This window comes from Candidatus Accumulibacter aalborgensis (assembly GCF_900089955.1).
GTDB classification, from domain to species: domain Bacteria; phylum Pseudomonadota; class Gammaproteobacteria; order Burkholderiales; family Rhodocyclaceae; genus Accumulibacter; species Accumulibacter aalborgensis.
In genome coordinates this window covers 1-21099 of sequence record NZ_FLQX01000005.1, presented here as the reverse complement: position 1 = coordinate 21099, position 21099 = coordinate 1, and the positions used below count along the sequence as shown (strand labels likewise).

The 21099-nt window shown below is 62.6% G+C and carries 17 protein-coding genes and 2 pseudogenes; 5 read left to right on the top strand and 14 right to left on the bottom strand.

Translation table 11 applies throughout. The features are described from left to right. Positions 1-169: 169 nt before the first annotated feature. The 10 genes and pseudogenes from ACCAA_RS01360 to ACCAA_RS22560 all read right to left on the bottom strand — a co-directional run bounded on the left by ACCAA_RS01360 (position 170) and on the right by ACCAA_RS22560 (position 8268). Positions 170-2368, bottom strand: a complete 2199-nt coding sequence (locus ACCAA_RS01360) for a thioredoxin domain-containing protein (RefSeq protein ID WP_186405457.1) — start codon at positions 2366-2368, stop codon at positions 170-172. Further along, entirely contained in the window at positions 2365-2544 is a 180-nt protein-coding gene (locus ACCAA_RS01355; RefSeq protein ID WP_186405456.1) for a hypothetical protein, read from the bottom strand. Before ACCAA_RS01355 ends, ACCAA_RS01360 begins: the two co-directional genes overlap by 4 nt. 59 nt (positions 2545-2603) lie before the next feature. After that, positions 2604-2702, bottom strand: a pseudogene (locus tag ACCAA_RS22665) (FitA-like ribbon-helix-helix domain-containing protein); the annotation flags it as partial. Between the two features lie 6 nt (positions 2703-2708). Next, on the bottom strand, positions 2709-4940 hold the full coding sequence (gene glgB, locus ACCAA_RS01350) for a 1,4-alpha-glucan branching protein GlgB (RefSeq protein ID WP_186405459.1): 2232 nt from the start codon (positions 4938-4940) through the stop codon (positions 2709-2711). A gap of 68 nt (positions 4941-5008) precedes the next feature. Then, positions 5009-5344, bottom strand: coding sequence for a DUF7829 domain-containing protein (locus ACCAA_RS01345; RefSeq protein ID WP_186405455.1), 336 nt, complete (start codon positions 5342-5344; stop codon positions 5009-5011). Between the two features lie 46 nt (positions 5345-5390). Further along, positions 5391-6737: a type II toxin-antitoxin system HipA family toxin gene (locus tag ACCAA_RS01340; protein ID WP_245754373.1), complete on the bottom strand. Its 1347-nt coding sequence runs from the start codon at positions 6735-6737 to the stop codon at positions 5391-5393. Positions 6738-6745: 8 nt separating this feature from the next. Continuing rightward, a complete protein-coding gene (locus ACCAA_RS01335; protein WP_186405453.1) occupies positions 6746-7090 on the bottom strand; it encodes a helix-turn-helix domain-containing protein in 345 nt (114 codons plus the stop codon). A gap of 138 nt (positions 7091-7228) precedes the next feature. Beyond that, entirely contained in the window at positions 7229-7414 is a 186-nt protein-coding gene (locus ACCAA_RS22660) for a Gfo/Idh/MocA family oxidoreductase (protein ID WP_425394438.1), read from the bottom strand. Positions 7415-7484: 70 nt separating this feature from the next. Further along, a pseudogene (locus ACCAA_RS22655) lies at positions 7485-7913 on the bottom strand (Gfo/Idh/MocA family oxidoreductase); the annotation flags it as partial. Beyond that, the gene (locus ACCAA_RS22560) at positions 7906-8268 is read right to left on the bottom strand and encodes an HAD hydrolase family protein (protein ID WP_222104791.1); all 363 of its coding nucleotides are present in this window, start codon (positions 8266-8268) and stop codon (positions 7906-7908) included. The gene ACCAA_RS22560 and the pseudogene ACCAA_RS22655, both read right to left, overlap by 8 nt. 163 nt (positions 8269-8431) lie before the next feature. Here ACCAA_RS22560 and ACCAA_RS01320 point away from each other — a divergent pair, with 163 nt between their 5' ends. Next, a complete protein-coding gene (locus tag ACCAA_RS01320; protein WP_186405452.1) occupies positions 8432-8956 on the top strand; it encodes a peroxiredoxin in 525 nt (174 codons plus the stop codon). Between the two features lie 99 nt (positions 8957-9055). Here the strand turns inward: ACCAA_RS01320 and gorA are convergent, their stop codons facing one another. Beyond that, positions 9056-10423 carry a glutathione-disulfide reductase gene (gene gorA / locus ACCAA_RS01315; protein WP_186405451.1) on the bottom strand — a complete coding sequence of 456 codons (1368 nt, stop codon included), beginning with the start codon at positions 10421-10423 and terminating at the stop codon, positions 9056-9058. 69 nt (positions 10424-10492) lie between these two features. Here gorA and ACCAA_RS01310 point away from each other — a divergent pair, with 69 nt between their 5' ends. From ACCAA_RS01310 to ACCAA_RS01295, 4 genes are all read left to right on the top strand, one after another. Beyond that, entirely contained in the window at positions 10493-10750 is a 258-nt protein-coding gene (locus tag ACCAA_RS01310; RefSeq protein ID WP_186405450.1) for a hypothetical protein, read from the top strand. 329 nt (positions 10751-11079) lie between these two features. Further along, positions 11080-12672 (top strand): cell envelope integrity TolA family protein, encoded by a 1593-nt coding sequence (locus ACCAA_RS01305; RefSeq protein WP_186405449.1) that lies wholly within the window; start codon positions 11080-11082, stop codon positions 12670-12672. Positions 12673-12895: 223 nt separating this feature from the next. Continuing rightward, positions 12896-15295 (top strand): penicillin-binding protein 1A, encoded by a 2400-nt coding sequence (locus ACCAA_RS01300; RefSeq protein ID WP_186405448.1) that lies wholly within the window; start codon positions 12896-12898, stop codon positions 15293-15295. Positions 15296-15492: 197 nt separating this feature from the next. After that, positions 15493-16134 carry a PEP-CTERM sorting domain-containing protein gene (locus tag ACCAA_RS01295; protein ID WP_186405447.1) on the top strand — a complete coding sequence of 214 codons (642 nt, stop codon included), beginning with the start codon at positions 15493-15495 and terminating at the stop codon, positions 16132-16134. 82 nt (positions 16135-16216) lie between these two features. On the opposite strand, the gene ptsG is transcribed toward ACCAA_RS01295, so the two are convergent. From ptsG to ACCAA_RS01280, 3 genes are all read right to left on the bottom strand, one after another. Further along, a complete protein-coding gene (ptsG, locus tag ACCAA_RS01290) occupies positions 16217-18010 on the bottom strand; it encodes a PTS glucose transporter subunit IIBC (RefSeq protein WP_186405446.1) in 1794 nt (597 codons plus the stop codon). 26 nt (positions 18011-18036) lie between these two features. Then, positions 18037-20571 carry a phosphoenolpyruvate--protein phosphotransferase gene (gene ptsP, locus ACCAA_RS01285; RefSeq protein ID WP_186405445.1) on the bottom strand — a complete coding sequence of 845 codons (2535 nt, stop codon included), beginning with the start codon at positions 20569-20571 and terminating at the stop codon, positions 18037-18039. Beyond that, positions 20571-21099 (bottom strand): alpha amylase C-terminal domain-containing protein (locus ACCAA_RS01280; protein ID WP_186405444.1); only part of this gene is annotated, 529 nt, incomplete at its 5' end. The genes ACCAA_RS01280 and ptsP, both read right to left, overlap by 1 nt.

The following is a 21099-nucleotide window of genomic DNA, read 5'->3' as shown; positions in this document are numbered from 1 at the left end:
AAGCATTTGAGACGTCCTTACTTTAGGTAGGTGCCCAGGTTCCAGGTGTCGTTGGCGTAGTCAGCCAGTAATAGGTAGCAGGTAGCAGGTAGTATACCCCTCTGACGAACGATGCTTGCTTGCAGCCTTGTCCGACGGCCTGCCGGAAGCCAGTCACAGATCATGTTGCCTAGCCATCGACGTTGCGCAACTGAGCTTCCAACGCTGCCGCATCGCTAACCGGCAGCTCGCAACGACCGTGACGACAAACATACGCGCTTGGCTGGCCGCCTTGCGCGACCTTGTCGCGGACGAAGGGAATCGTTTGCGCGAGCGCTTCGATTGCCGATTCCGGCCCGGCGGCGAGTGCGCGCGCCGAGAGGAAGTTTCGCCGCAGGACTGCCAGCAGGGGCGCGGCCGCAGCCGCCTCGCCATCCGGCCAGACAATGGCGATTTCGCGTGGCGTGGCAGCCAGAAAATCCACCGCCAGCAGCGCTTCGGTCATGGCGACCGGCCGCTCGCTGAGGACTTTGGCATGTGCGCGCAGGCCACTTTCGCCGATCTGGCGCCAGCGATCGTTGCCCGTGAGCAGGCCGAGGCGAAGCGTGTTCATCAGTGCCACCGACGTTCCCGACGGTTCGGCGCCGTCGTAGGCGGGTTTCTCGCGTGCGATCAGCGTCTCGTGACTCTGGCTGCTCATGAACCAGGCGCCCGCCGGATCCGCGAACAGGCGCTCGGTGGCTCCGGCCAGGGTCAGCGCTTCGTCCAGGTAGCGTACGTCGAAGGTCGCCTCGTAGAGATCGATCAGGCCCGCCGCAAGGAAAGCGTGATCATCGAGGAAGGCGAGATGCCGCGCCTCGCCGTCCTTGAAGCTGCGCCGCAGCCCACCGTCGGCGCCACGCAGGTGAGTGAGGACGAAATCCGCCGCGCGTTCCGCGGCGGCGATGTAGCGCGGCTCATCGAGAACTCGCCCGGCGACGGCGAGGCCCGAAATCATCAGGCCGTTCCAGGCGGCGAGGATTTTTTCGTCACGCAAGGGTGCCACGCGCCTGGCGCGTACCTCATAGAGCCGTGCACGGGCACCCGCCAGCGCCGACCACGCGGCTTCGTCGGGCCGCGGCACATTGAGAACGGTGTGCCCTTGCCAGTTGCCGCCGCGGCTCACGTCATAGTGGGCAAGAAATAGTTCGCTCGTGTCAGCGTTGCCCAGCGCGCTCAGTTCGCGCCGGATCTCGTCCTCACTCCAGACAAAGAAGCGCCCTTCCTCGCCTTCCGAATCGGCGTCGGTTGCAGAATAGAAGCCCCCCGCGGCGTCTGTCATCTCGCGCAGGACGTAGTCGCAGGTCTCCCGTGCCACGCGGGCGAAGTCCGCGCGGCCGGTGACCTGAAACGCCTCGGCGTAGGCGACGACGAGCAGTGCGTTGTCGTACAGCATCTTTTCGAAATGCGGTACCAGCCACCGTGCGTCGGTCGAGTAGCGATGAAAGCCACCGCCAAGCTGATCGTAGAGACCACCAGCGGCCATCTTTTCCAGCGTGAAGGTCGCCACGTGCAGCGCTTCGGCGTCTGCCTTTCGCTGGTGATGGCGCAGAAGCAAGCGCGCCGGGATGTGTGAAGGGAACTTCGGAGCATGGCTCAGACCGCCATGCACGGGGTCGAAAGAGCGCTTGAAATGGTCGATGGCCACGTCGATCACTGAACTTGCGGGCAAGCCGATGGCGTTGTTGGCGCCGTGTGCCGCGCCCTGCATGTCCTCGCGTATTGCCTGTACCAGCGCCGTGGAAGCCTGGCTGACACGATCGGGATCGCGCTGGAAGGTGTCGGACAAGGCGCCGAGCAGCGAAAGGAAGCCCTGCCGTGCGCCGCGATCGCCGTTACGCGGAGGGAAATAGGTGCCGCCAAAGAATGGCTCGCGCGCAGCGTTCAGCCAGACGCTCGTCGGCCAGCCACCACCGCCGGTCAGTTGCTGCACGGCGTTCATGTAGACCGCGTCAAGGTCGGGGCGCTCCTCGCGATCGACCTTGATCGCGACGTAGTGAAGGTTCAGGAAGCGGGCGATCGCCTCGTCCTCGAAGGACTCGGCCTCCATGACGTGGCACCAGTGACACGTCGAATAGCCGATCGACAGGAAGACGGGTCTGCCGAGGCGCCGTGCTTCGGCAAAAGCCTCGTCGCACCAGGGAAACCAGTTCACCGGATTGTGCGCGTGCTGCAGCAGGTAGGGGCTCGTCTCCAGCGCCAGGCGGTTGATGAACAGCGGCCTGCCTTCGCCGTCGAGGTGGTGCGTGCGCGGTAAATGAGCAGGGTCGCGCCGGGCAATGGCGTCGCCCAGTCGCTGCAGCAGATCGGCTGGAAACGGTTGGCTTCCGGGCGGCGTACGATCAGTCATTTCGTGCTCCAGGCGAAGGACAGGCGAATGTCGCGCAGTTCCTGTTGCGAAAACTCACTCCGTCGCCGCCTGCGCAGGAGAACCTTGGCCGCTTCGGCGAGTAGGAGCTGAGGCGCGAAGACCAGATCGGCGCCGCTTGATGGTCGGTTGAAGGCCGTCTCAGCCGTCTCCGCCACGCCCGAGCCGCGGCCAGACCCGATCCGGAGGCGAGTGGCGCCTCGCCTTCGATGATGCAACTTACCTGCTCCTGCATGCTGTGGTGGTTCGCTGCTGCCATCGACTTGAGCGCATGATGGGCATCATCCGGCAGGTTACGGATACCAAAGCCGCCCATCGTCGTCTACGCCCGTCGATCAGGTCTGAGCACTACCACCGCCAGTGGCGGCAAGGTGATCTCCAGGGAATAAGGCTGCGACTGCCAGCGGATCTCGTTCGCTGCCAGGGCTCCCTCATTACGCACGCCGCTGCCGTGGTATTCCGCCGCGTCGCTGTTCAACACCTCGCGATAGGCCATCCACTCGGGAACACCGAGCCGGTAGCCGCGGCGCACTATCGGCGTGAAATTGGCGACGACCACCAGGTAGTCCTGCCGATCCCTGGCCCGTCGGATGTACGAGATGACGCTGTGTTCCCAGTCGCTGGCGTCGATCCACTCGAAACCCATCCGCTCGCAATCCTGCTCAAAGAGTGCCGGCTCGGCGGCGTAGAACTGGTTCAGCGTGGCCAGCCAGCGTTGCAGGCGGACATGCGGCTCGGGACCATGCGCTGCACCGCCGGGCTCGGTCAGATGCCAGTCCAGGCTGCGGTCCTCGTTCCATTCGCGCCATTGCCCGAAGTCCTGGCCCATGAAGAGGACCTTCTTGCCTGGATGCGTCCACATGAACCCGAGGTAAAGCCGCTGGTTGGCGAACTTCTGCCACAGGTCGCCGGGCATCTTGTCGATCATCGACTTTTTCAGGTGGACGACTTCGTCGTGCGAGATGGGCAGGATGAAATTTTCGCTGAACGCGTACATCAGGCCGAAGGTCAGCTTCTGATGGTGGTACTTGCGATGGATCGGATCGTGGGCGATGTAGTCGAGCGTATCGTGCATCCAGCCCATGTTCCACTTGAAGGTGAAGCCGAGGCCACCGAGCCAGGTCGGCCGGCTGACCATCGGGAAGGCCGTGGACTCCTCAGCGATGGTGACTGCGCCGGGGTGCAGCTCGCCCACCTTCTCGTTCAGGCGGCGCAGGAAGGCGATCGCTTCGAGGTTCTCGCGGCCGCCGTACTCGTTGGGCAGCCATTCCGTGCGCTCATAGTCGCGATAGAGCATCGCGGACACCGCGTCCACCCGCAGCCCGTCGATGTGGTAGCGATCCAGCCAGAAGAGCGCGCTGTTGATCAGGAACTGGACCACCTCGTTGCGCTTGAAGTTGAAGACTTTGGTACCCCATCCCTTGTGCTCGCCGAGTCGGTCGTCGGCATATTCGTACAGCGTGCTGCCATCGAAACGCACCAGCCCGAAGTCGTTCTTGGGAAAATGGGCGGGCACCCAGTCCAGGATCACACCGATTCCATTCCGGTGCAGGGTGTCCACGAAATACTGGAAATCGTCAGGCGAACCGAAACGGCTGGTCGGCGAGAACATCCCAGTCACCTGATAGCCCCACGACGCATCCAGCGGATGCTCGGTGATCGGCAACAGTTCGATGTGCGTGTAACCCTGCTGCCGGACATAAGCGACCAGTCTTTCGGCCAGGTCGCGATACGTCAGGTAGCCGTTGTTGCCCGGTACGCGCGCCCATGAACCCAGGTGCACTTCGTAGATCGCCAGCGGCCGCTGCAAGAGATTGTTCTGACGACGGTGCGCCATCCACTCCGCGTCGCTCCACAGCCCCCGGTCGTCGAAGGAGAGGTCCCAGACGATCGAAGCGGTCCGCGGGCGCATCTCGGCATAGAAGCCCTGCGGGTCGGTCTTTTCGCTCAGAGTGCCGGCTTTGCTCCTGATCTCGTACTTGTAGGCCGCCCCCTGGCCTTGCCCAGGGACGAACAGTTCCCAGATGCCGGAGCTGCCGCGCACGCGCATCGGGTGGCAGCGGCCGTCCCAGTGGTTGAAGTCGCCGATCACGCTGACGCGATCGGCATCGGGCGCCCAGACCGCGAACAGAACGCCCTGGACGTCGCCGAGGCGGATGATATGGGCGCCGAGCTTGTCGTAGGTGCGGTAATGCCTGCCCTCATTGAACAGTTGCAGGTCCAGTTCACCGAGGACAGGCAGAAAGCTGAAGGGGTCGGCGTTCTGACTCTCCGCACCCGCCTTGTCAAGGATGCGCAGTTGGTAGCCGAAGATCTCTGCCTGGCCGAGGAACACGGCCGCGAAGAAATCAGTGCCTTCCTGGCGGATCATTGCTTGCGGCTCACCGGCCTGCGGGATCACCCAGGCCTTCTCGGCCTGCGGGAGCAAGGCGCGGATCGCAACGGCTGCCGCGCCGTCGACCTCGACCGCATGCGCGCCCAATACCTCGAAGGGGTCGCGGTGGGTGACGGAAAAGTGTCGCTTGGGCAGGTCTTCAGGTAGGCTGGAAGGCATGACACGTAGGAACAGATTGAGGGTGTGCTGGCGCACGACTCACAGTATCCTTGACCCCTCTCCTGCGGTCAATGCGGCAGCGCGGTCCCCAATCTATCCTCGGCGCGCAACTGGTCGGCACGACCATATGCGGCTAGCGCCTTACGGAAATAGTGCAGGTGTTGCCGATGCGCGGGCTCGATCCGCTGTGCGACCTCAATGAAGGTCTTGAAGCGCCAGCCGACCAGTCGTCCATATTTTGCCGAGTACAGCGCATTCAGTAGCGTCCATGGCGCATCGTTGGGGTATTGCGGAAGGTGGACCCCTTCGGTCACCAACGCTCGCCGCAGATCCTCCCACCCCCGATAGTCAGGCTTATCAGCCGTTCCGTAGTCGAGCCACCAAGACTCGAACTTCTCTTTCACCTGGGTAAGTCGTTGATGTTCTTGTTGGCGAAGCTGTTTCTGCAAGTTATCGTGCGCGCTTCTTCTGTTCAATCTCACTTTGCACGCCGATGCGCGACAGCCGCCGTCTCGCCAGTCGTAGTTCTTCATGCTCGAAGGCCGGCTCGAACGCGTCGACTTCCTGGCTCGTCATATCGACTCCGGGTGATTTGGCGACCTCTCGCCATTGCGATACTGCCCGGACCACCTCGCCAAGAATGCGCAGTGCGGTATCGGGCTGTAAATGAAAGTAGGGTGCGGCGGCGAGTGCATCGTCGACGGAACCTGTCGGTCCTGATTCCTCGGTCAACCAGGTCTTCAGTTCGCGCTCCTTGTCCGGAAAGGGATTCAGGTCGAATGCCGGTGCGAGCTGCCATTGACCATGACCGACATGCAGGAAGCCGTGGTTATGCAGGTGGTCGTCCACATTGGTGATCAGCATGTTGAAGACGATGCGCCGCCACAACTCGGCGAGATCGCGCCGGGCATCCGGCGCCACGCTGAGGATGCGCTCGGCGATCTCGGTGTAGGCATGCTCATGGTCGCGCGAGGCCTGCAGCATTGCGGTGGCCGACAGGTACGGCACGCGCCCGCCTGCCACGCGATCAAAGCGTCTCACCAGGGCCACCGGCACGCCATCCGAAGGGACGACGCGGGCCTGCGCAGCATCGATGCCGGCCAGGGTGGCCAAGCGGAGAGCCAATACTTCGCCTTTGGTCACGGCCCGGTGGTCATGGATGCTCGGGAACTTGCCGATCGCCAAATGGCCATCCTCGTCGATCACCGTGCACTTGGGGCGCATCCCACCCAGCGATGTGCCGCGACCGCGCAGGTAGCGCAAGTCCCGTTCGGTCTCGGTGCCCCGTTCGACCGCATGTGATGCGTTCAGGATATCGGCGAGTTCGAGCAGCGGCGGGGTACCCCGTTGGCCGTCCTCGATGGCCCGCACGAAGCGGCCGTCGGCATCACGCAGGCGCAGGGCGCCGATGCGGCTGATATCGTCGACACCCAGCAGGTAGTCCATCTCCGTGAGTGCCCGGGACGCCACGGTTTCACCCATCGACGCAGCTTGCTTGAGCCGCTGCGCGTGGTCGCGTGCAATGACTCGGCAACCCCAGCCGTCCGGCTCGGTGTCGGCAATGGCAAAATGAAAAACCGAATCGTGGCGCCCCGGCGCCTTGCGAAACTGGCGGTCAGGGGTCAATGGCAGGTCCGGAGAAATCTCGAAACGCGAGGGATCGGCCAGCCAGGCCTGGTCGTACTGGAACATGCTGCTTTGTCGCTGCCCCTGGCTTGCGAAGCCCAGCGTACCTACCGAACGCGCCGCTTCACCCAGCCAGACGCCAATCGGCTGCGTGTTTCCACGGCGCTGCACTACGGGCGTCATAACGCCCCTGATGCTGGACCCAACGGCTTGTTGCGGATGCGTTTGGGCACTGCTTCGTCCATGAGCTGCAGCCCGACTTCATCGGCGACCGTGTCGAGTAACTGTGCGAGGCGATCGATCGCATTGAAAACCAGCAGGGCCTGGGCCACGGTGCCGATGGCCACGCTCGGATCGCCGCGCTCCAGGCGCCGCAGCGTCGCCACCGAGATCTGGATGCGTTCAGCCATGGAAGCAGTCGATATTCGCCGGCGGCGGCGCGCCAGGGCCAGATCCTCTCCGAGCTTGCGCAGGCTGCGGCGCACAGGCAGTGGCAACGTCGCCTCGCGTGTCTTATCGCTCATGACCGATCATTTTAAATTGCCTTAGGTACGTTTATATGAGCGATTATATTACCCTTTGGCCGAGGTATGGCATAGCGCTCACCTACCAGCGAAAAAGGACTTGGTCGCTTGGGTGTGCAGCGGCAAAGGGGGCAAATATCAGACAAGCGTTGGCCAAGGCATTGGCAATGAAACCGGCAGCACGCGACCTTGCTCTGCGCTCTGCACGCCGAGTTCGAGCAGACCGACCACGCGAGCCGCTTCCTCGGCGGTGACAGGATTTGGCCCGACACCACGGATCGCGTCGCGTACGGCGCTGTAGTAGGCCGGGTAGTTGCCCGCCACGCAGCCCAGCGTGCGGGTTCGGCAAACGCCAGCGCTCCACACCGACAGCGTGGCGGCCAGAGGATCGTCACCCCAGTTTGCCCGAGGCGATGACCTGGCGCAGGGTCAGGAAGTCCGAGTCCCAGCGCCGGTTGTGGAACACCGACAGCAGACGGCCTGCGGCAGCGGCCTCGGCCTGCAGGCAGCGGGCATCGGTCACCGTCACGGTGAAGGGTTTGTCGACCACGACGTGTTTGCCCGCGGCGAGCGCCATGCGTGCCAGCGGGAAATGGCTGTCGTTGGGCGTCGGAATCACCACCAGGTCGATGTCAGGGCGAGCAAAGAGTTCGGCGGGAGTGGCACAGACCACTACCTCAGGCCAGTCAGCCCGGACCTTGGCCGCGTCGCTGCTGGCAATGGCCGCCAGTTCAAGACCCGCGACGCCGGCAATCAGCGGCGCATGGAAGGTCTTGGCGGCAAAGCCGTAACCGACGATGGCAACGTTCAGCGTTTCATTCATGGCTGTGTTCCTTTGTGGCATCGCCACCTTTTGCTTGCTGGCTGCTTCGACAACTGAGCTCGATACCTCCGCGCACCACGTAGGTGCCGTTTTCCGCTACGAAAATTACCTCGTCGGCAATCGGCTTGAATTGCTCCAGAAGGCTGTAGTACTGCCGACCACTGGCTGGGCAGAAGACAATTCCGCGCTCCTGCAACTGGTCGAACAAAGGCCAGAATTGGTCATCGAGCAAGGTACCATCCATGTCACAGGCGATCAGCCTGATGTCCGGTACATGATCGAGCTTGAGCAAATCTACTACGGGATTTTGACGGGTCACGGAGACATGAAAATCATAAAAAGGGAGAAAATTCATGTGTACGACTTCAAGTATCCTTTACCGCTATTTCCTGGTCAAATGAATTGCTCATCAACAATCGCTTACGGATTTGTCTGCCGAACGCGGGGTCGCTCATGCAATAATTCTGGTCCGCAGCCCGAGAGCTACTGATTCCTCAACCCAACGATGGAGAAGCAAGATGCGCAATCGTGTCCCCAGTGTCACTTTCAAAACCCGCGTACGCAATGATGCCCTGGGCGGGCCAAACCCCTTCGAGTGGAAAGATCTGACCAGCGACGAGATCTTCAAGGGCAAAAATGTCGTCGTGTTTTCGCTGCCCGGCGCATTCACCCCGACCTGCTCGACTTCTCATCTGCCGCGCTATGAGGAACTCTATGCGGACTTCAAGGCGCAAGGCGTCGATGCGGTCGCCTGCATCTCGGTCAACGACGCGTTTGTCATGTACCAGTGGGGCAAGAGCCAGGACGCCAAGAACGTTTTCCTGCTGCCGGATGGCAATGGCGAATTCACCCGCGAGATGGGCATGCTGGTCGACAAGCACAACCTCGGCTTCGGCCCGCGCAGTTGGCGCTACTCCATGTACGTCGAAGACGGAGAAATCAAGCAGGTCTTTTCGGAAGCAGGTTTCTCGGACAACTGCCCGACCGACCCCTTCGAAGTATCCGACGCAGAAACGATGCTGAACTATCTCAAGAACCGCTGACCACAAGAGCCGGGGTCAGCGATGGCTGGGGCGAGCCTGGTGCTCCCCCCGCCCGCACCCGCTGCTGGCAGCAGGCCCGCCGGCCACTCACCACCATCCTCAGCCTTCCCGCCAGACCTCACGCATGGTGACGAATTCCTCGGCAGCGGTGGGGTGTATGCCGATGGTCGTGTCGAAGACGGTTTTGGTGGCCCCCGCTCGCATGGCGATGGCGATGCCCTGCATGATCTCGCCCGCATCCGGTCCCATCATGTGGGCACCGACGACCCGGTCGCTGGCCCGGTCGACAATCAGCTTCATGAAGGTTTTCTCGTCCCGCCCGCTGATGGTGTGTTTCATCGGCTTGAAGGTGGATTTGAAAACGCGCAGAGGCCCGAACCTGGTGCGCGCCTCGTCCTCGGTAAATCCGACGGTGCCGATATTCGGCTGGCAGAAAACGGCTGTGGGGATGAAATCATAATCCACCGTGTCTTCCAGCCCGCCAAACTGGCGCCGGGCGAAGGACATGCCTTCCGCCAGCGCGACCGGAGTCAGCTCGATACCGCCGGTCACATCGCCGAGGGCGAAAATGCTCGGTTCGGAAGTGCGGTATTCGTCGTCGACCTCAATGGTGCCGGCGTCGGTGATCTTCACGTTCACGCTCTCCAGGCCCAGGCCTTCCAGGTTGGCTTTGCGTCCCGTGGCGTAGAGCACGGCATCGACTTCGATGGCCGTGTCATCGGTAAGGAGTACCTGCAGGCCACCGGGTCCTGCGCTAATCGACTGCACATTGACCTCGAAGCGCAGGTCGACGCCGGACTTGCGGATTTCCTGGGCAGCGTGGGCACGGATGTCGGCGTCGAAGCCACGCAGGAACAGGGGCCCACGGTACAACTGGCTTACCCGGGCGCCCAGACCATTGAAGATGCCGGCAAATTCCACCGCGATGTAGCCGCCGCCGACGATGGCCAGACGCTCGGGAAACTGCTCCAGGTCGAACACCTCGTTGGAACTGATGGCGTTCCCGCTGCCGGGAAATTCGGGAATGTGTGGCCAGCCGCCGGTGGCGATCAGGATTTTTTCTGCCGTATGGCGCTGCTCGCCGACAGCCACCGTGTGGGCATCGATGATCCGGGCACGGCCGTCGATCACCTCGGCGTGCACCCCAGCCAGCAGATCGCCATAGATGGCGTTGAGGCGCGAGATTTCCGCTTTCTTGTTATCGCGCAGGGTTGCCCAGTCGAAAGCGGGAGTGCCACCATTCCCACCATTCCAGCCAAAGTTTCGCGCATCCTTGAAGCCTTTGCCGAATTCGGCGGCGTAGACGTACAGTTTTTTCGGCACGCAACCGACGTTGACGCAGGTGCCTCCCAGGTAGCGGTCTTCGGCGACCGCGACCCTGGCGCCAAAACCGGCAGCCATGCGCGCTGCCCTGACCCCACCCGAGCCGGCGCCGATCACGAACAGGTCGTAGTCATGGTTTTGCACAGATCGTTCCTCCTCATTCCGATGCACCAGTCTACCAGTATGCGAAGCGTCAACCATCAGCCGATCAAAATGGGCGGCAGAAGCGAAGCCTTGTGCCGGCAGACGCTGCTCGTGCTCGCCCAGAGTCCGCACTTACCGCCTCCGAGTTTCAACCTCCCTGAAGCCGTGCGCATTCGCCAGTTTTCAACCAGGGTCGACGACACCGAGATGGCGCTGGGCAGCGACGTGCTCAGTGCGGCAATCGAGGGCCATGCGCTGGCCAAGGCAGCCGGCAAGGGCGTGTGCCCTGCGCGAATCGATGGCCAGCCGCTACAGCCGTCGGCGTAGAGCCAGCGAACTGCCCTGCGCCCGAGTCCCGCGCCGATCGGGCAGCCGGTCGCGCCAGCCGCGACGCCTTGCCTGCGACTGTGCGAGACTCGGCGACGACTCTCGGAGGTATGAACTTGAGGCTCGGAGGCTCGTGAATGAGCCCCCGAGCCCTGATATTCACCCGTCCATCCAGGCACAGGCAGCTATCAGCGTCGAGCCGATGCTTGCCTGGCCGGTTCGCGTCGAAGCTGCTCAAGCGGCTAACCGTGGAATCTGACTTGGAAAATATAGGTGATAATGTCATAATTAGTCATCGCGCCTTCGATAAGCAACTTACATATCTAATCATGAGTAGCTCCACTTACGATATCGCATATTACTACTGCGTTAGTCACATTCCTGCCGCGACCATTCCTGCCTCTCGTTTGAGCAATATTCTCGACACGATGCATCAAGGGCGTCCGCTCACGGCGTATTCTCTGAACTATCTGCTGCAGCAGAACCTCCCCGGACTGTATCAACTAGCCACCGGCCAGATCAGCTATGATGCCTACATCACGGCTTTGGACCCAGCTTTTGTGGCCAGCCAGCAAATTGCCCAGGCAGAATACCAAGCCAAGGAAGCGCAGCGCCTAGCTCGCGAAGCAGAGTACTTGCGTAGTAGAGCCGCTCTTAGCGCGGCCTCTGGCCGCAACCCAAAAAATGACAAAAGCAGTTTTGGGGAGGTGTCAATTCCTGCGGGGGAATTTCATAAGGCCGATAGCGAGGCACAGCGCAAGCTTCGCCGCCAGCGCGAGCGCGAAGCCTCGGAAGCTGTCCTCAAGGCGCAAAGAGTCCGCCAAGCTGAATTGGCTGAACAACGTGACCGCAATCGTAAGGCTGCTGCCGCTACTTACCATGTGCGTACGAGCGATCCCGATTACATAGTCCCGACCTCCCACGACATCGCTTGTTACTACCATGTGAATTATATTCCCGGTATGGTTTCCCCGCCAATGAGTGACATCCTGGATGCACTCATCCGAGGAATTCACCTTACCCAAGACGACCTCAACTACCTAAAGCTCCAGGCGCCTGCCGCTCTACATCAACTGGCTCTTGGCCGGATTACGTTCGATTCGTACATTGCGACCGTCGAAGCGGCCGAGGCTGCGGAGACTGCCCGCAAAGCCAGAGTCGAGGCCGCCGAAGCCGCACGCGTCGCGCGCGAGAGCGATCCCGACTACATCGCCATGATGCAGACGCGCGCGTTATGCAGAGAATATGGGATTGACTTGAACGGTCAGTCCCCGCCGCAGCGGATGACCACTATTCTCCGGAGTGTCGACTCCGGCAACCGCCTGCCGAAGGAGGACTTTGTCTGGCTCAAGACGGCAGGCAAGAGGTACTTCACGGAGAAACTGCAGAAGGCATACCACCAGAAAGAAGCCGAATTCTATGCCAGTGAATATAGCCGCACCCTAGATCCGTGGAACGTAGTCAACGCCAGCGGCCACTATCGCAAGTGCGATCAGCCAGAAAGGGCACTCGAACTGCTCGACAGCTTTGCGACCAATCGCCTCAAACACCCCAAGATTAAGTCGGCCGTGTGCACCACCCGCGGTGGCGTCATGCGCGACCTGGGACGACGGCCTGAAGCGCTCCAGTTGGGCGATCAGGCACATGAACTTCAGCCGCAGGACTTCCGCCCATGCACCTTGCTCGGCGCCGTGCATATGGAATTGGGCGACTTCGACAGTGGTCGCGAGTGGTACGCCAAGGCTGCGGAGCGCGGTGCCAGCGAACACAGCATCGACACCGAATTACGAAGCATCTTTCAGCGGGCAGACAAGGCTAGCCGCGCAGCCATGAAAATTTTCCTATTGGCAGAAGATCCGAAACGCTACCGTTGGGTGAATGACAAAAGATATCAGGACACCGCAGTTGCCGGAAAATCGTAGTTGCACTCCCGCTCATGCAGTGACAGGCGGCTATCAGAGGGGAGCCGATTCTTGAGTGGCCCGTTCGAGTGGGGGCTTTCTGACCGCAATTGGCCGAGAGCACACGTTCACCTAACGATCGGCGTCGCATCACACAAGACATCAACGCTCCAACGCTCGCTTCACTCGCGCAATGACCCGCGGCGAGCGCGCCGCCCTTCATCGGCTTTGAAATGAACCACCCATGGCATCGATACGTTCTCTGTTTTGCGACCTGAAACGGGCGGCGACCCGGATTGCCACTGGCCTTTCATCGCGCCTCGCCGGCACGCTTGACGCCCTCCGCTATCCTACCCGGCGCGAGGTGATTGGGACACTGCTGGCGGTGCCTGCCGTGTTGCTGCTTTATGTTTTGATCCTGATTCCATTCACGCCAAGCATCAGCAACATCCGCAAGGCGTCTTCGGAGCAACCGGCTCAAGTCCTCTCGGCGGATGGCAAGAAACTGGCCGAGTTCAAGCAATCCAACCGCGAATGGGTCGCCCTCTCCGAGATTTCGCCACAGGTCATCAACGCACTGATTGCCACGGAAGATCACCGCTTCTACGACCATTTTGGTCTCGACTGGCGACGCACCGCTGCCGCTGCGCTCAACAGCTTCAGCGGCGATCGCCAAGGGGGTTCGACCCTCACCCAGCAGCTTGCCCGCAACCTGTACCCGGAGGCGATCGGTCGCGCCCCCACGCTGACGCGCAAGATCAAGGAGGCCATCACGGCATTGAAGATCGAGGCCGTCCACAGCAAGGATGAAATCCTCGAAACCTACCTCAACACCGTGCCCTTCCTCTACAACGCCTACGGCATCGAGATGGCGGCACGCACCTATTTCGATACCTCGGCCGACCAGCTCGATGTCCTGCAAAGCGCTACGCTGGTCGGCATGCTCAAGGGCAACAGTTATTACAACCCGGTGCTCAATCCCGAGCGAGCCTTGCAGCGGCGCAACACGGTGCTGAAACAGATGGTCAAGCGCGAGAAATTGACCGCAAAACAGTTTGACTCGCTGAGCAAGAAACCCTTGCGTATCGACTTCGAGCGACAAACGGAACCACCGGGGCCGGCACCGCATTTCGCCAGGCAACTGCGCAAGTGGCTGATTGCGTGGGCCGACCGCAACGGCTACAGCATCCATGGCGACGGGCTGGTGGTCCGCACGACCATCGATTCCCGGCTCCAGGCGGCGGCCAACCAGGTCGTGACTCGCCAGGGCAACGGCTTGCAGAACATTGCCAACGCGGCCTGGGGAAGACGCTCGGCGTGGAGCACCGACTCCAGCCTGGTCCAGGTCTTCATCCGCGAGTCGCCGGAGTACGGCGCAGCCATCGCCATGGGCCGCACGCCTGAACAGTCCATGCAGGAACTGCAGGCCGACAAGGCCTTCATGCTGGCTCTGAAGCGGCAAAAGACGCTGATACAGATCGGTTTCCTGGCCATCGATCCGCGCAACGGCCACGTCAAGGCCTGGGTCGGCAGCCGCGACTTCGAGCAGGAGGCCTTCGACCACGTGCAGCAGGCGCGTCGCCAGCCCGGCTCGACCTTCAAGCCCTTTGTCTACGGCGAAGCGTTCCGCCAGGGCGCCAGCCCGGACGACAGATTGATCGATCAGGCAGTGGAAATTCACGTCGGTGACACGGAGGTCTGGCGGCCGACGGATGGCGCGCCGCCAAGCGGCGAGGCGATCACCCTGAGCGATGGGCTCGCCTACTCGAAGAACACCATCACCGCGCAACTCATCGAGCAGGTCGGCCCTGCCAAAGTGGCCAAACTCGCTCGCCACATGGGCGTACGCCAGAGCAAGCTCGAAGCCGTGCCATCGCTCGCCCTGGGCACCAGCCCCGTCACGCTCAAGGAAATGGTTGCCGCCTACGGAACGATCGCGAACGGCGGTGGCTACCTTGAGCCGCTGTTGGTGACCCGTATCGAAGACCGCGACGGCCAGGTCATCGAAGAATTCAGCCCGGAAGACGCCGATATCGCCCTTGAGCCCGACGTCGCCTACACGCTGCTGGACAGCATGCGCGGGGTAATCAACCGCGGCACCGGCAGAGACATCCGCACCCGATATGGTATCCGCGCCGACGTGGCCGGCAAGACCGGCACGACGCAGGACAACGCGGACGGCTGGTTCATCCTGATGCACCGGCAACTGGTGGCCGGTGCGTGGGTCGGTTTCAACGACAGCCGCGTCACGCTGCGCAGCGACTACTGGGGTCAGGGGGCTCACAGCGCACTGCCGATAGTCGGCGGCTTTTTCGCGAACGCCTTGCGCGCTCGCCTCATCGACCCAGGTGTTCGCTTTGCGGCGCCAGAAGATAGCGGCTTGTGGGCACGCATCAGGGACTGGTTCCGGAGCCTCTTGTCGCCGGAGCCCGTCGCCGAACCCAAGCCTCAACGAAGCGTGAAACCCGCCCGAAAACAAGAGCCTCGCGAAGAACCCGCAACGCCTGCTCCGGCCGTATTGCCCCCTCAACCTCAGGGCGATCCGCTGCAGGAGAAGATCGATCAGATCATGACAGAGAGCAACGAAGCCGAACCGCTCCAAACTGATCCATCACCAGCGGAAAAAGTGGAAACCCTTCGTTGAAGCGGGGTGTGCAGCGCTTCCTTTTCAGTGGGAGCGGCAAGCAGGCAACCTGGCTAGCCCTTGTCCCCCATGGGACTTGTCGCTGCCTGTGTTCCGCTGTACTCTCGGCCTTGCCGGTGCAACCCTTGCAAACCGTGGCGTTGCCGCGAAGTTCAACTTCGATCCGGCGACCCAGTCATGACAACTGAGGAGGGGCTATGGATAAGAAGTTGGCGACAAGACTTATGAAAACCGCTCGCTGCCTTGTGCGTTCTTTGTTGGTTGTTTCTACCTTGGCGGCGAGTACGTCCTTTGCGTGGGTGGCAACCAGACTTGACTCTTTTTCTACCGGACTGCCTTCAACCCGGCCTGAAGTCTGGACCATCCAATGCAAAGATGGGACCGCGTTCCTATGGTATGACTACACCAATGCGAACACCGGGCCAGAGTGGACCTATAGCGGATGCGCCGGTCACGGCGGTCTTGTCGTGGCACCAGCCAGTGGGTTTCCACCGATTCAGGAGTTTCAGGTCGATATCTTTAGCGGCCTGGTCCCTGATATCGGTTTCCCGCCGGCCACGGTCGAACGCCTCGTCTTGGGTGAGATTCTTAGTGCTCCTGACGCAATTCAACTCACCAGTCCTGCGGACCCCTCGACCTGGGCCGACACGTTGGTTACATTCAGCCCGGTTCCTGACCCAAGCAGTTTTGCTGGTGTCTCGGTCCTTGGACAGTCCGTCGATATCACGCAGTCCAATGTGCCGGAACCATCGAGTGTTGTATTAACAATACTTGCATTAGCATCCGTATGGAAGGTGCGGCGTCGCTGGCCGCTGCAAAACGTGTGGCGTGTCGGCTGAAGGGTTCCGTTCTCAAGTCGGAAGAAGCCGGGCTATCCTCCGGCATTGTCCGGCTGGCCGCGGCCAGGAGATGAACCCCGCTTCAGGCAGCCTGCATGAGGCTGGCAAACTGTGCCGCCTTCTCGCCGATGATCAGGTGCAGCACGCCAGGAGCGGCAGTCATGACCGCGACGACGCCGGCCAGCTTGGCGCCAGCCTCGTTGAACTGCGCAGCGTCAGCCAACTCGACGCGCAGGCGAGTAAAAGCCACCGCTTGCAGCGTGCGCACGTTGGCCCGCCCGCCCAGCGCAGCCAGCAGCGGACCGGCAGCTTCGCGTACCGAGGCGTCCACCACGACCGCCGGCGGCGGCGGCACTGTGGTAGCGATTTTCTCGCCGGGAGTTGCGCTGGCGTCAGCCGGCCCATCGGCTTCCGAACCGGCGATCTTGAGGTAGTCCTCCATCTCGCCCTTCAGGTTTTCCGACAGCGGCCCGAAGATCGCCTGAAAGCCATTGCCGATTGTCATGACGCCCGCGGCGCCGAGCGCCTTGAGCCGGGCCTGATCGACCTTCGCCGGCACCTTGACGGCAATGCGCAGCCGGGTGATGCACGCGTCGAGGCTGGTGATGTTGCTACGGCCACCGAAGGCCAGCACCAGGTCGCGTGCCTTGCCGTACTTCCCTTCGCTGACGACCGCCGGGGTCGCGCCTTCGGCGACGTCTTCGCGGCCGGGGGTCTTGAGGTCGAACTTCTGGATCACGAAGCGAAACACGACGTAGTAGATCACGGCGTAGATCGGACCGATGACGAACACGTACCAGGCGCCCTGCGCCTTGCCGCCGATCAGGTTGAACATCAGGAAGTCGATGCCGCCCTGCGAGAAGGTGAAGCCCATGTGCATGTGCAGCGTATTGGCGACGAACTGCGCCGAGGCGGCCAGGCAGGCGTGGATGACGTACAGGATCGGGGCGACGAAGAGGAAGGCGAACTCGATCGGCTCGGTGATGCCGGTGAGGAACGAGGTCAGCGCGGCGGAAAGCATGATGCCGCCGACGAGCACCCGGTTCTCGGGTTTGGCGGTGTGCCAGATGGCGATGGCCGCCGCCGGCAGGCCGAACATCTTGAACAGGAAAGCGCCCGAGAGGATGCCTGCCGTCGGGTCGCCGGCGAAGAAACGGTTGATGTCGCCGTGCACCACTTTACCTGAGGCCTCGGTGAAGGATCCCATTTCGAAGAAGAAGGGCACATTCCAGATGTGGTGCAGGCCGAAGGGGACCAACAGACGCTCGACCAGACCATAGACGGTGGCCGCGGTACGCGGGTCGCCGACCGCCGCCCAGTGCGAAAAGGCGTTGATGGCGCCGCCGATCGGCGGCCAGATGACTGACAGCGCAGCGCCCAGCGCGATCGCCCCGAGGGCGGTGACGATCGGAACGAAGCGCTTGCCGCCGAAGAAGCCCAGGTAGGTTGGCAGCGCGATGCGGAAGAAGCGGTTGAACATGTAGGCGGCCAGGCCGCCGGCGAGAATGCCACCGAAAACGCCGGTCTGGATCGAGGGCAGTCCCATGATCGTGTCCGGCTTGACGCCCATGATGCCGGCCATGACGCCCAGCGTCACGGTCATCACCAGAAAACCGATGGTCGCCGCGATCGCCGCGACGCCGTCATTTTCGGTAAAGCCAAGCGCCACCCCGATGGCGAAAATCAGCGGCAGGTTGCCAAAGATCACGTCGCCCGAGTTTTTCATCAGCGAGAGGATGGCCAGCACGATTTGGTTCTGGGTGTGAAAGTCGGTCGCGCCGATACCCAGCAGCAGGCCTGCCACCGGCAGCACGGCGACCGGCAGCATCAGCGATTTGCCGACTTTCTGCAGGACGGCGAAAGCGTTCTTGAACATGGTTGGAGTCTCCTGAGGGGCCAGGATCAATCGGCAAAGGCGGCCAGACGCGCGCGCACTTCGGTGGCGGTTCCCATTTCAACGACTTCTTGCGCCAGCAACCGGCATTCGGCAAGCGAAAGTCGCTTGACCAGCGCCTTGATCGCCGGGATCGCCGGTACCGACACCGATAGCTCGTCGACTCCGAGACCAATCAACACCGGCACGGCCATCGTGTCGGAGGCCATGCCGCCGCACACACCGACCCATTTGCCGTGTTTGCGGGCGCCCTCGCAGGTCAGGGCGATCATCTTGAGCACCGACGGGTGCAGACCGTCGGCCTTCCTGGCGAGCTTGGGATGGCCGCGGTCCATCGCCAGCGTGTACTGGGTCAGGTCGTTGGTGCCGATCGAGAAAAAATCCGCCTCGCGCGCGAACTGCTCGGCCATCACCGCCGCCGAGGGCACTTCGATCATCAGGCCGACGCGCACATCACTGCGGCCAGGGGCGGCGTCTTCCTCGGCGAGGATCGCGGCGACTATCGACTTCGCCTCGCGCAGCTCTTCCAGCGTGGCGATCATCGGGAACATGATGTGCAGCTTTGCCATTCGCGCCACACGCAGGATCGCGCGGAGCTGAGTGCGGAACATCTCCGGCTGATCGAGACTCACGCGCACGCCACGCAGCCCGAGGAAGGGGTTGTCTTCCCTGGGCAGTGGCAGGTAGGGCAGTGGCTTGTCGCCGCCGACATCGAGCGTGCGGATGACCAGGGTGCGCTCGCTACCGAGCGCTGCGGCCACGGCAGCGTAGGCGGTGGCTTGTTCTTCCTCGTCCGGGGCGGTATCGCGATCGTCAAAGAGGAACTCGGAACGGAGCAGACCGACGCCCTCGGCACCGTTGGCGACGCCGGCGCGTGCCTCCTGCGCGTTGCGCACGTTGGCGACCACTTCGATGTGCTGACCGTCAGTGGTCACCGCCGGCGCTGCTGCGCCGGCCAATTCTTCTTCGCGCTTAGCGGCCTGACGGGCGACGCGTTCCTGCGCCTGGGCGATCTCGGCGTCACTGGGGTTTCGGTACAGAATTCCCTTCGAACCGTCGAGCACTACCAGCGTGCCATCCTCCAGATTCAGCGCCTCTTCGTCGATGCCGCAAACGGCAGGAATCCCGAACGAGCGGGCGAGAATCGCCACGTGACTGGTCGCGCCACCCGTGGTGGTGCAGAAACCGAGCACCTTGCCACGGTCGAGAGACGCGGTATCGGACGGTGTCAGTTCTTCGGCAATCAGGATCGACCCTTGAGCGACGACGATCTGCGCCTGCTTGACGCCGGCGAGTAGCGACAAGACGCGGCGGCCGACGTCGCGGATGTCGTTGCCGCGTTCGCGCAGCAGGGCATTGTCGAGAGCTTCGAGGCGGCTGGCGTATTGCGAGAAAGCGGCGCGCCAGGCAAAGCCGGCACTCTTGCCCTGGCTGACACCTTCGATCGCCAGGTCGGTCAGGTCGGGGTCGGCGAGCAGTTCCTGGTGAGCGTCGAGGATCTGTGCCTTGGCGGGGTCGGCAAGCTGACTTTTGAGGACTTCGATCTGGGCGCGCGCTTCGTGCAGCGCGGCGTCGAGCTTGCTGCGCTCGCGCGCCGGCGTCTCGCCGGCTTCGGCGACGTCGATCATTTCCTGGCGGTATTGAACGATGCGGCCCACTGCCAGGCCGGGCGAGGCCGAAACACCGGCCAGCTCGTTGGCCGAGACAGGCGTGGCGCGCACCGCTGCGGCAGCGGCAGGAGCGTCGGGAGCAGCGCCGGGCTTCTCGCCACAGCCATCGGCGAGCAGGGCAGAAATCGTGCGGATCGCCTCGTTGGCGTCGGGGCCGCTGGCCTTGACCTTGATGGCGTCGCCGCGCTGGGTGGCGAGCCCCATGATGGCCACCACGGATTTGGCGTTGGCTTCGTCAGCGCCGCGCACGAGGCGGAGGTCGGACTTGAACTTCTTGGCCTCGGCCGCCAGCACCGCTGCCGGTCGAGCATGCAGGCCGGAAGGGTTGGGCAGGCTGACCGCGGCGCCGGTCAGTGCGTTGCCGGCAATGACATCGACCGTTGCTGCAGCGTCGGCCAATTCCGACAATTCGAGCGTCAGGACGACCGACTGGCCTGCGACAGCGATGCCGCTGGCCGGCACGAAGCGAGCCACCTTGTCGACGTTGGCGATCAGGATCTGGGTCAGCAGGCTGGCCGCCTTGCGCGCGACAAGATCGACGTCGAAGCTGATGAGGATCTGGCCGACGTCGACTTTCTCGCCCTGGCGTACCTTCGGCGTGAAACCTTCGCCCTTGAGCATTACGGTATCGATGCCGATATGCAGCAGCACCTCGATCCCTTGCCCGGTGGTGATGGTGAGGGCGTGGTGGGCCTTGTGCAGTTGAGTCACTGTACCGGCCACCGGGGCGAGCAGGTCGCCCGTAGTTGGGTCGAGCGAAACACCGTCGCCGACCATTTTCTGGGCAAAGACCGGGTCGGGTACCGATTCCAGCGGCACCAGTACCCCGGACAGAGGGGCTACGATTTCAAGTCGGGTGGCGACAGTAGGCATCAAGCCAGCCACTCGAAGTAAAGCGCGGCCAGCGGCGGCAGCGTCAGGTTGAGCGACCAATTGCGGCCGTGCGCGGGGACCGGCTGCGCGTAGACCGGTTCGAGGCCGTTGCCGACGTTGCTGCCGCCGTAGAACTGCGAGTCGGTGTTGAGTCGCTCGCGATACGCGCCGGCCATCGGCACGCCGATGCGGTAGCCGTCGCGAACGACAGGCGTGAAGTTGCCGACATAGAGAATCGCCCGCGAGCGATCCCTCGCCCAGCGGACGAAGGCGACCACCGAACATTCGGCATCGTCGGGAGCGATCCACTCGAAACCGGCCGGCTCGAAATCGACTTCGTGCAGCGCCGGATGGCTGCGGTAGAGGCTGTTGAGATCGCGGATCAGCGCGTGCATGCCGGCGTGCAGGGGGAAGTCGAGCAGCCCCCAGTCGAGCGAGGTGTCGTGATTCCACTCGTTCCACTGGGCGATTTCGCCGCCCATGAAGAGCAGCTTCTTGCCCGGATGCGCCCACATGAAGCCGTACAGC

Coding starts and splice junctions, on each gene's coding strand:
- ACCAA_RS01300 (WP_186405448.1), top strand. CDS start 12,896: ATGGCATCGATACGTTCTCTGTTTTGCGACCTGAAACGGGCGGCGACC.
- ACCAA_RS01310 (WP_186405450.1), top strand. CDS start 10,493: ATGGGCGGCAGAAGCGAAGCCTTGTGCCGGCAGACGCTGCTCGTGCTC.
- ACCAA_RS22560 (WP_222104791.1), bottom strand. CDS start 8,268: ATGAATTTTCTCCCTTTTTATGATTTTCATGTCTCCGTGACCCGTCAA.
- ACCAA_RS01360 (WP_186405457.1), bottom strand. CDS start 2,368: ATGACTGATCGTACGCCGCCCGGAAGCCAACCGTTTCCAGCCGATCTG.
- ptsP (WP_186405445.1), bottom strand. CDS start 20,571: ATGCCTACTGTCGCCACCCGACTTGAAATCGTAGCCCCTCTGTCCGGG.
- glgB (WP_186405459.1), bottom strand. CDS start 4,940: ATGCCTTCCAGCCTACCTGAAGACCTGCCCAAGCGACACTTTTCCGTC.
- ACCAA_RS01320 (WP_186405452.1), top strand. CDS start 8,432: ATGCGCAATCGTGTCCCCAGTGTCACTTTCAAAACCCGCGTACGCAAT.
- ptsG (WP_186405446.1), bottom strand. CDS start 18,010: ATGTTCAAGAACGCTTTCGCCGTCCTGCAGAAAGTCGGCAAATCGCTG.
- ACCAA_RS01305 (WP_186405449.1), top strand. CDS start 11,080: ATGAGTAGCTCCACTTACGATATCGCATATTACTACTGCGTTAGTCAC.
- ACCAA_RS01335 (WP_186405453.1), bottom strand. CDS start 7,090: ATGAGCGATAAGACACGCGAGGCGACGTTGCCACTGCCTGTGCGCCGC.
- ACCAA_RS01295 (WP_186405447.1), top strand. CDS start 15,493: ATGGATAAGAAGTTGGCGACAAGACTTATGAAAACCGCTCGCTGCCTT.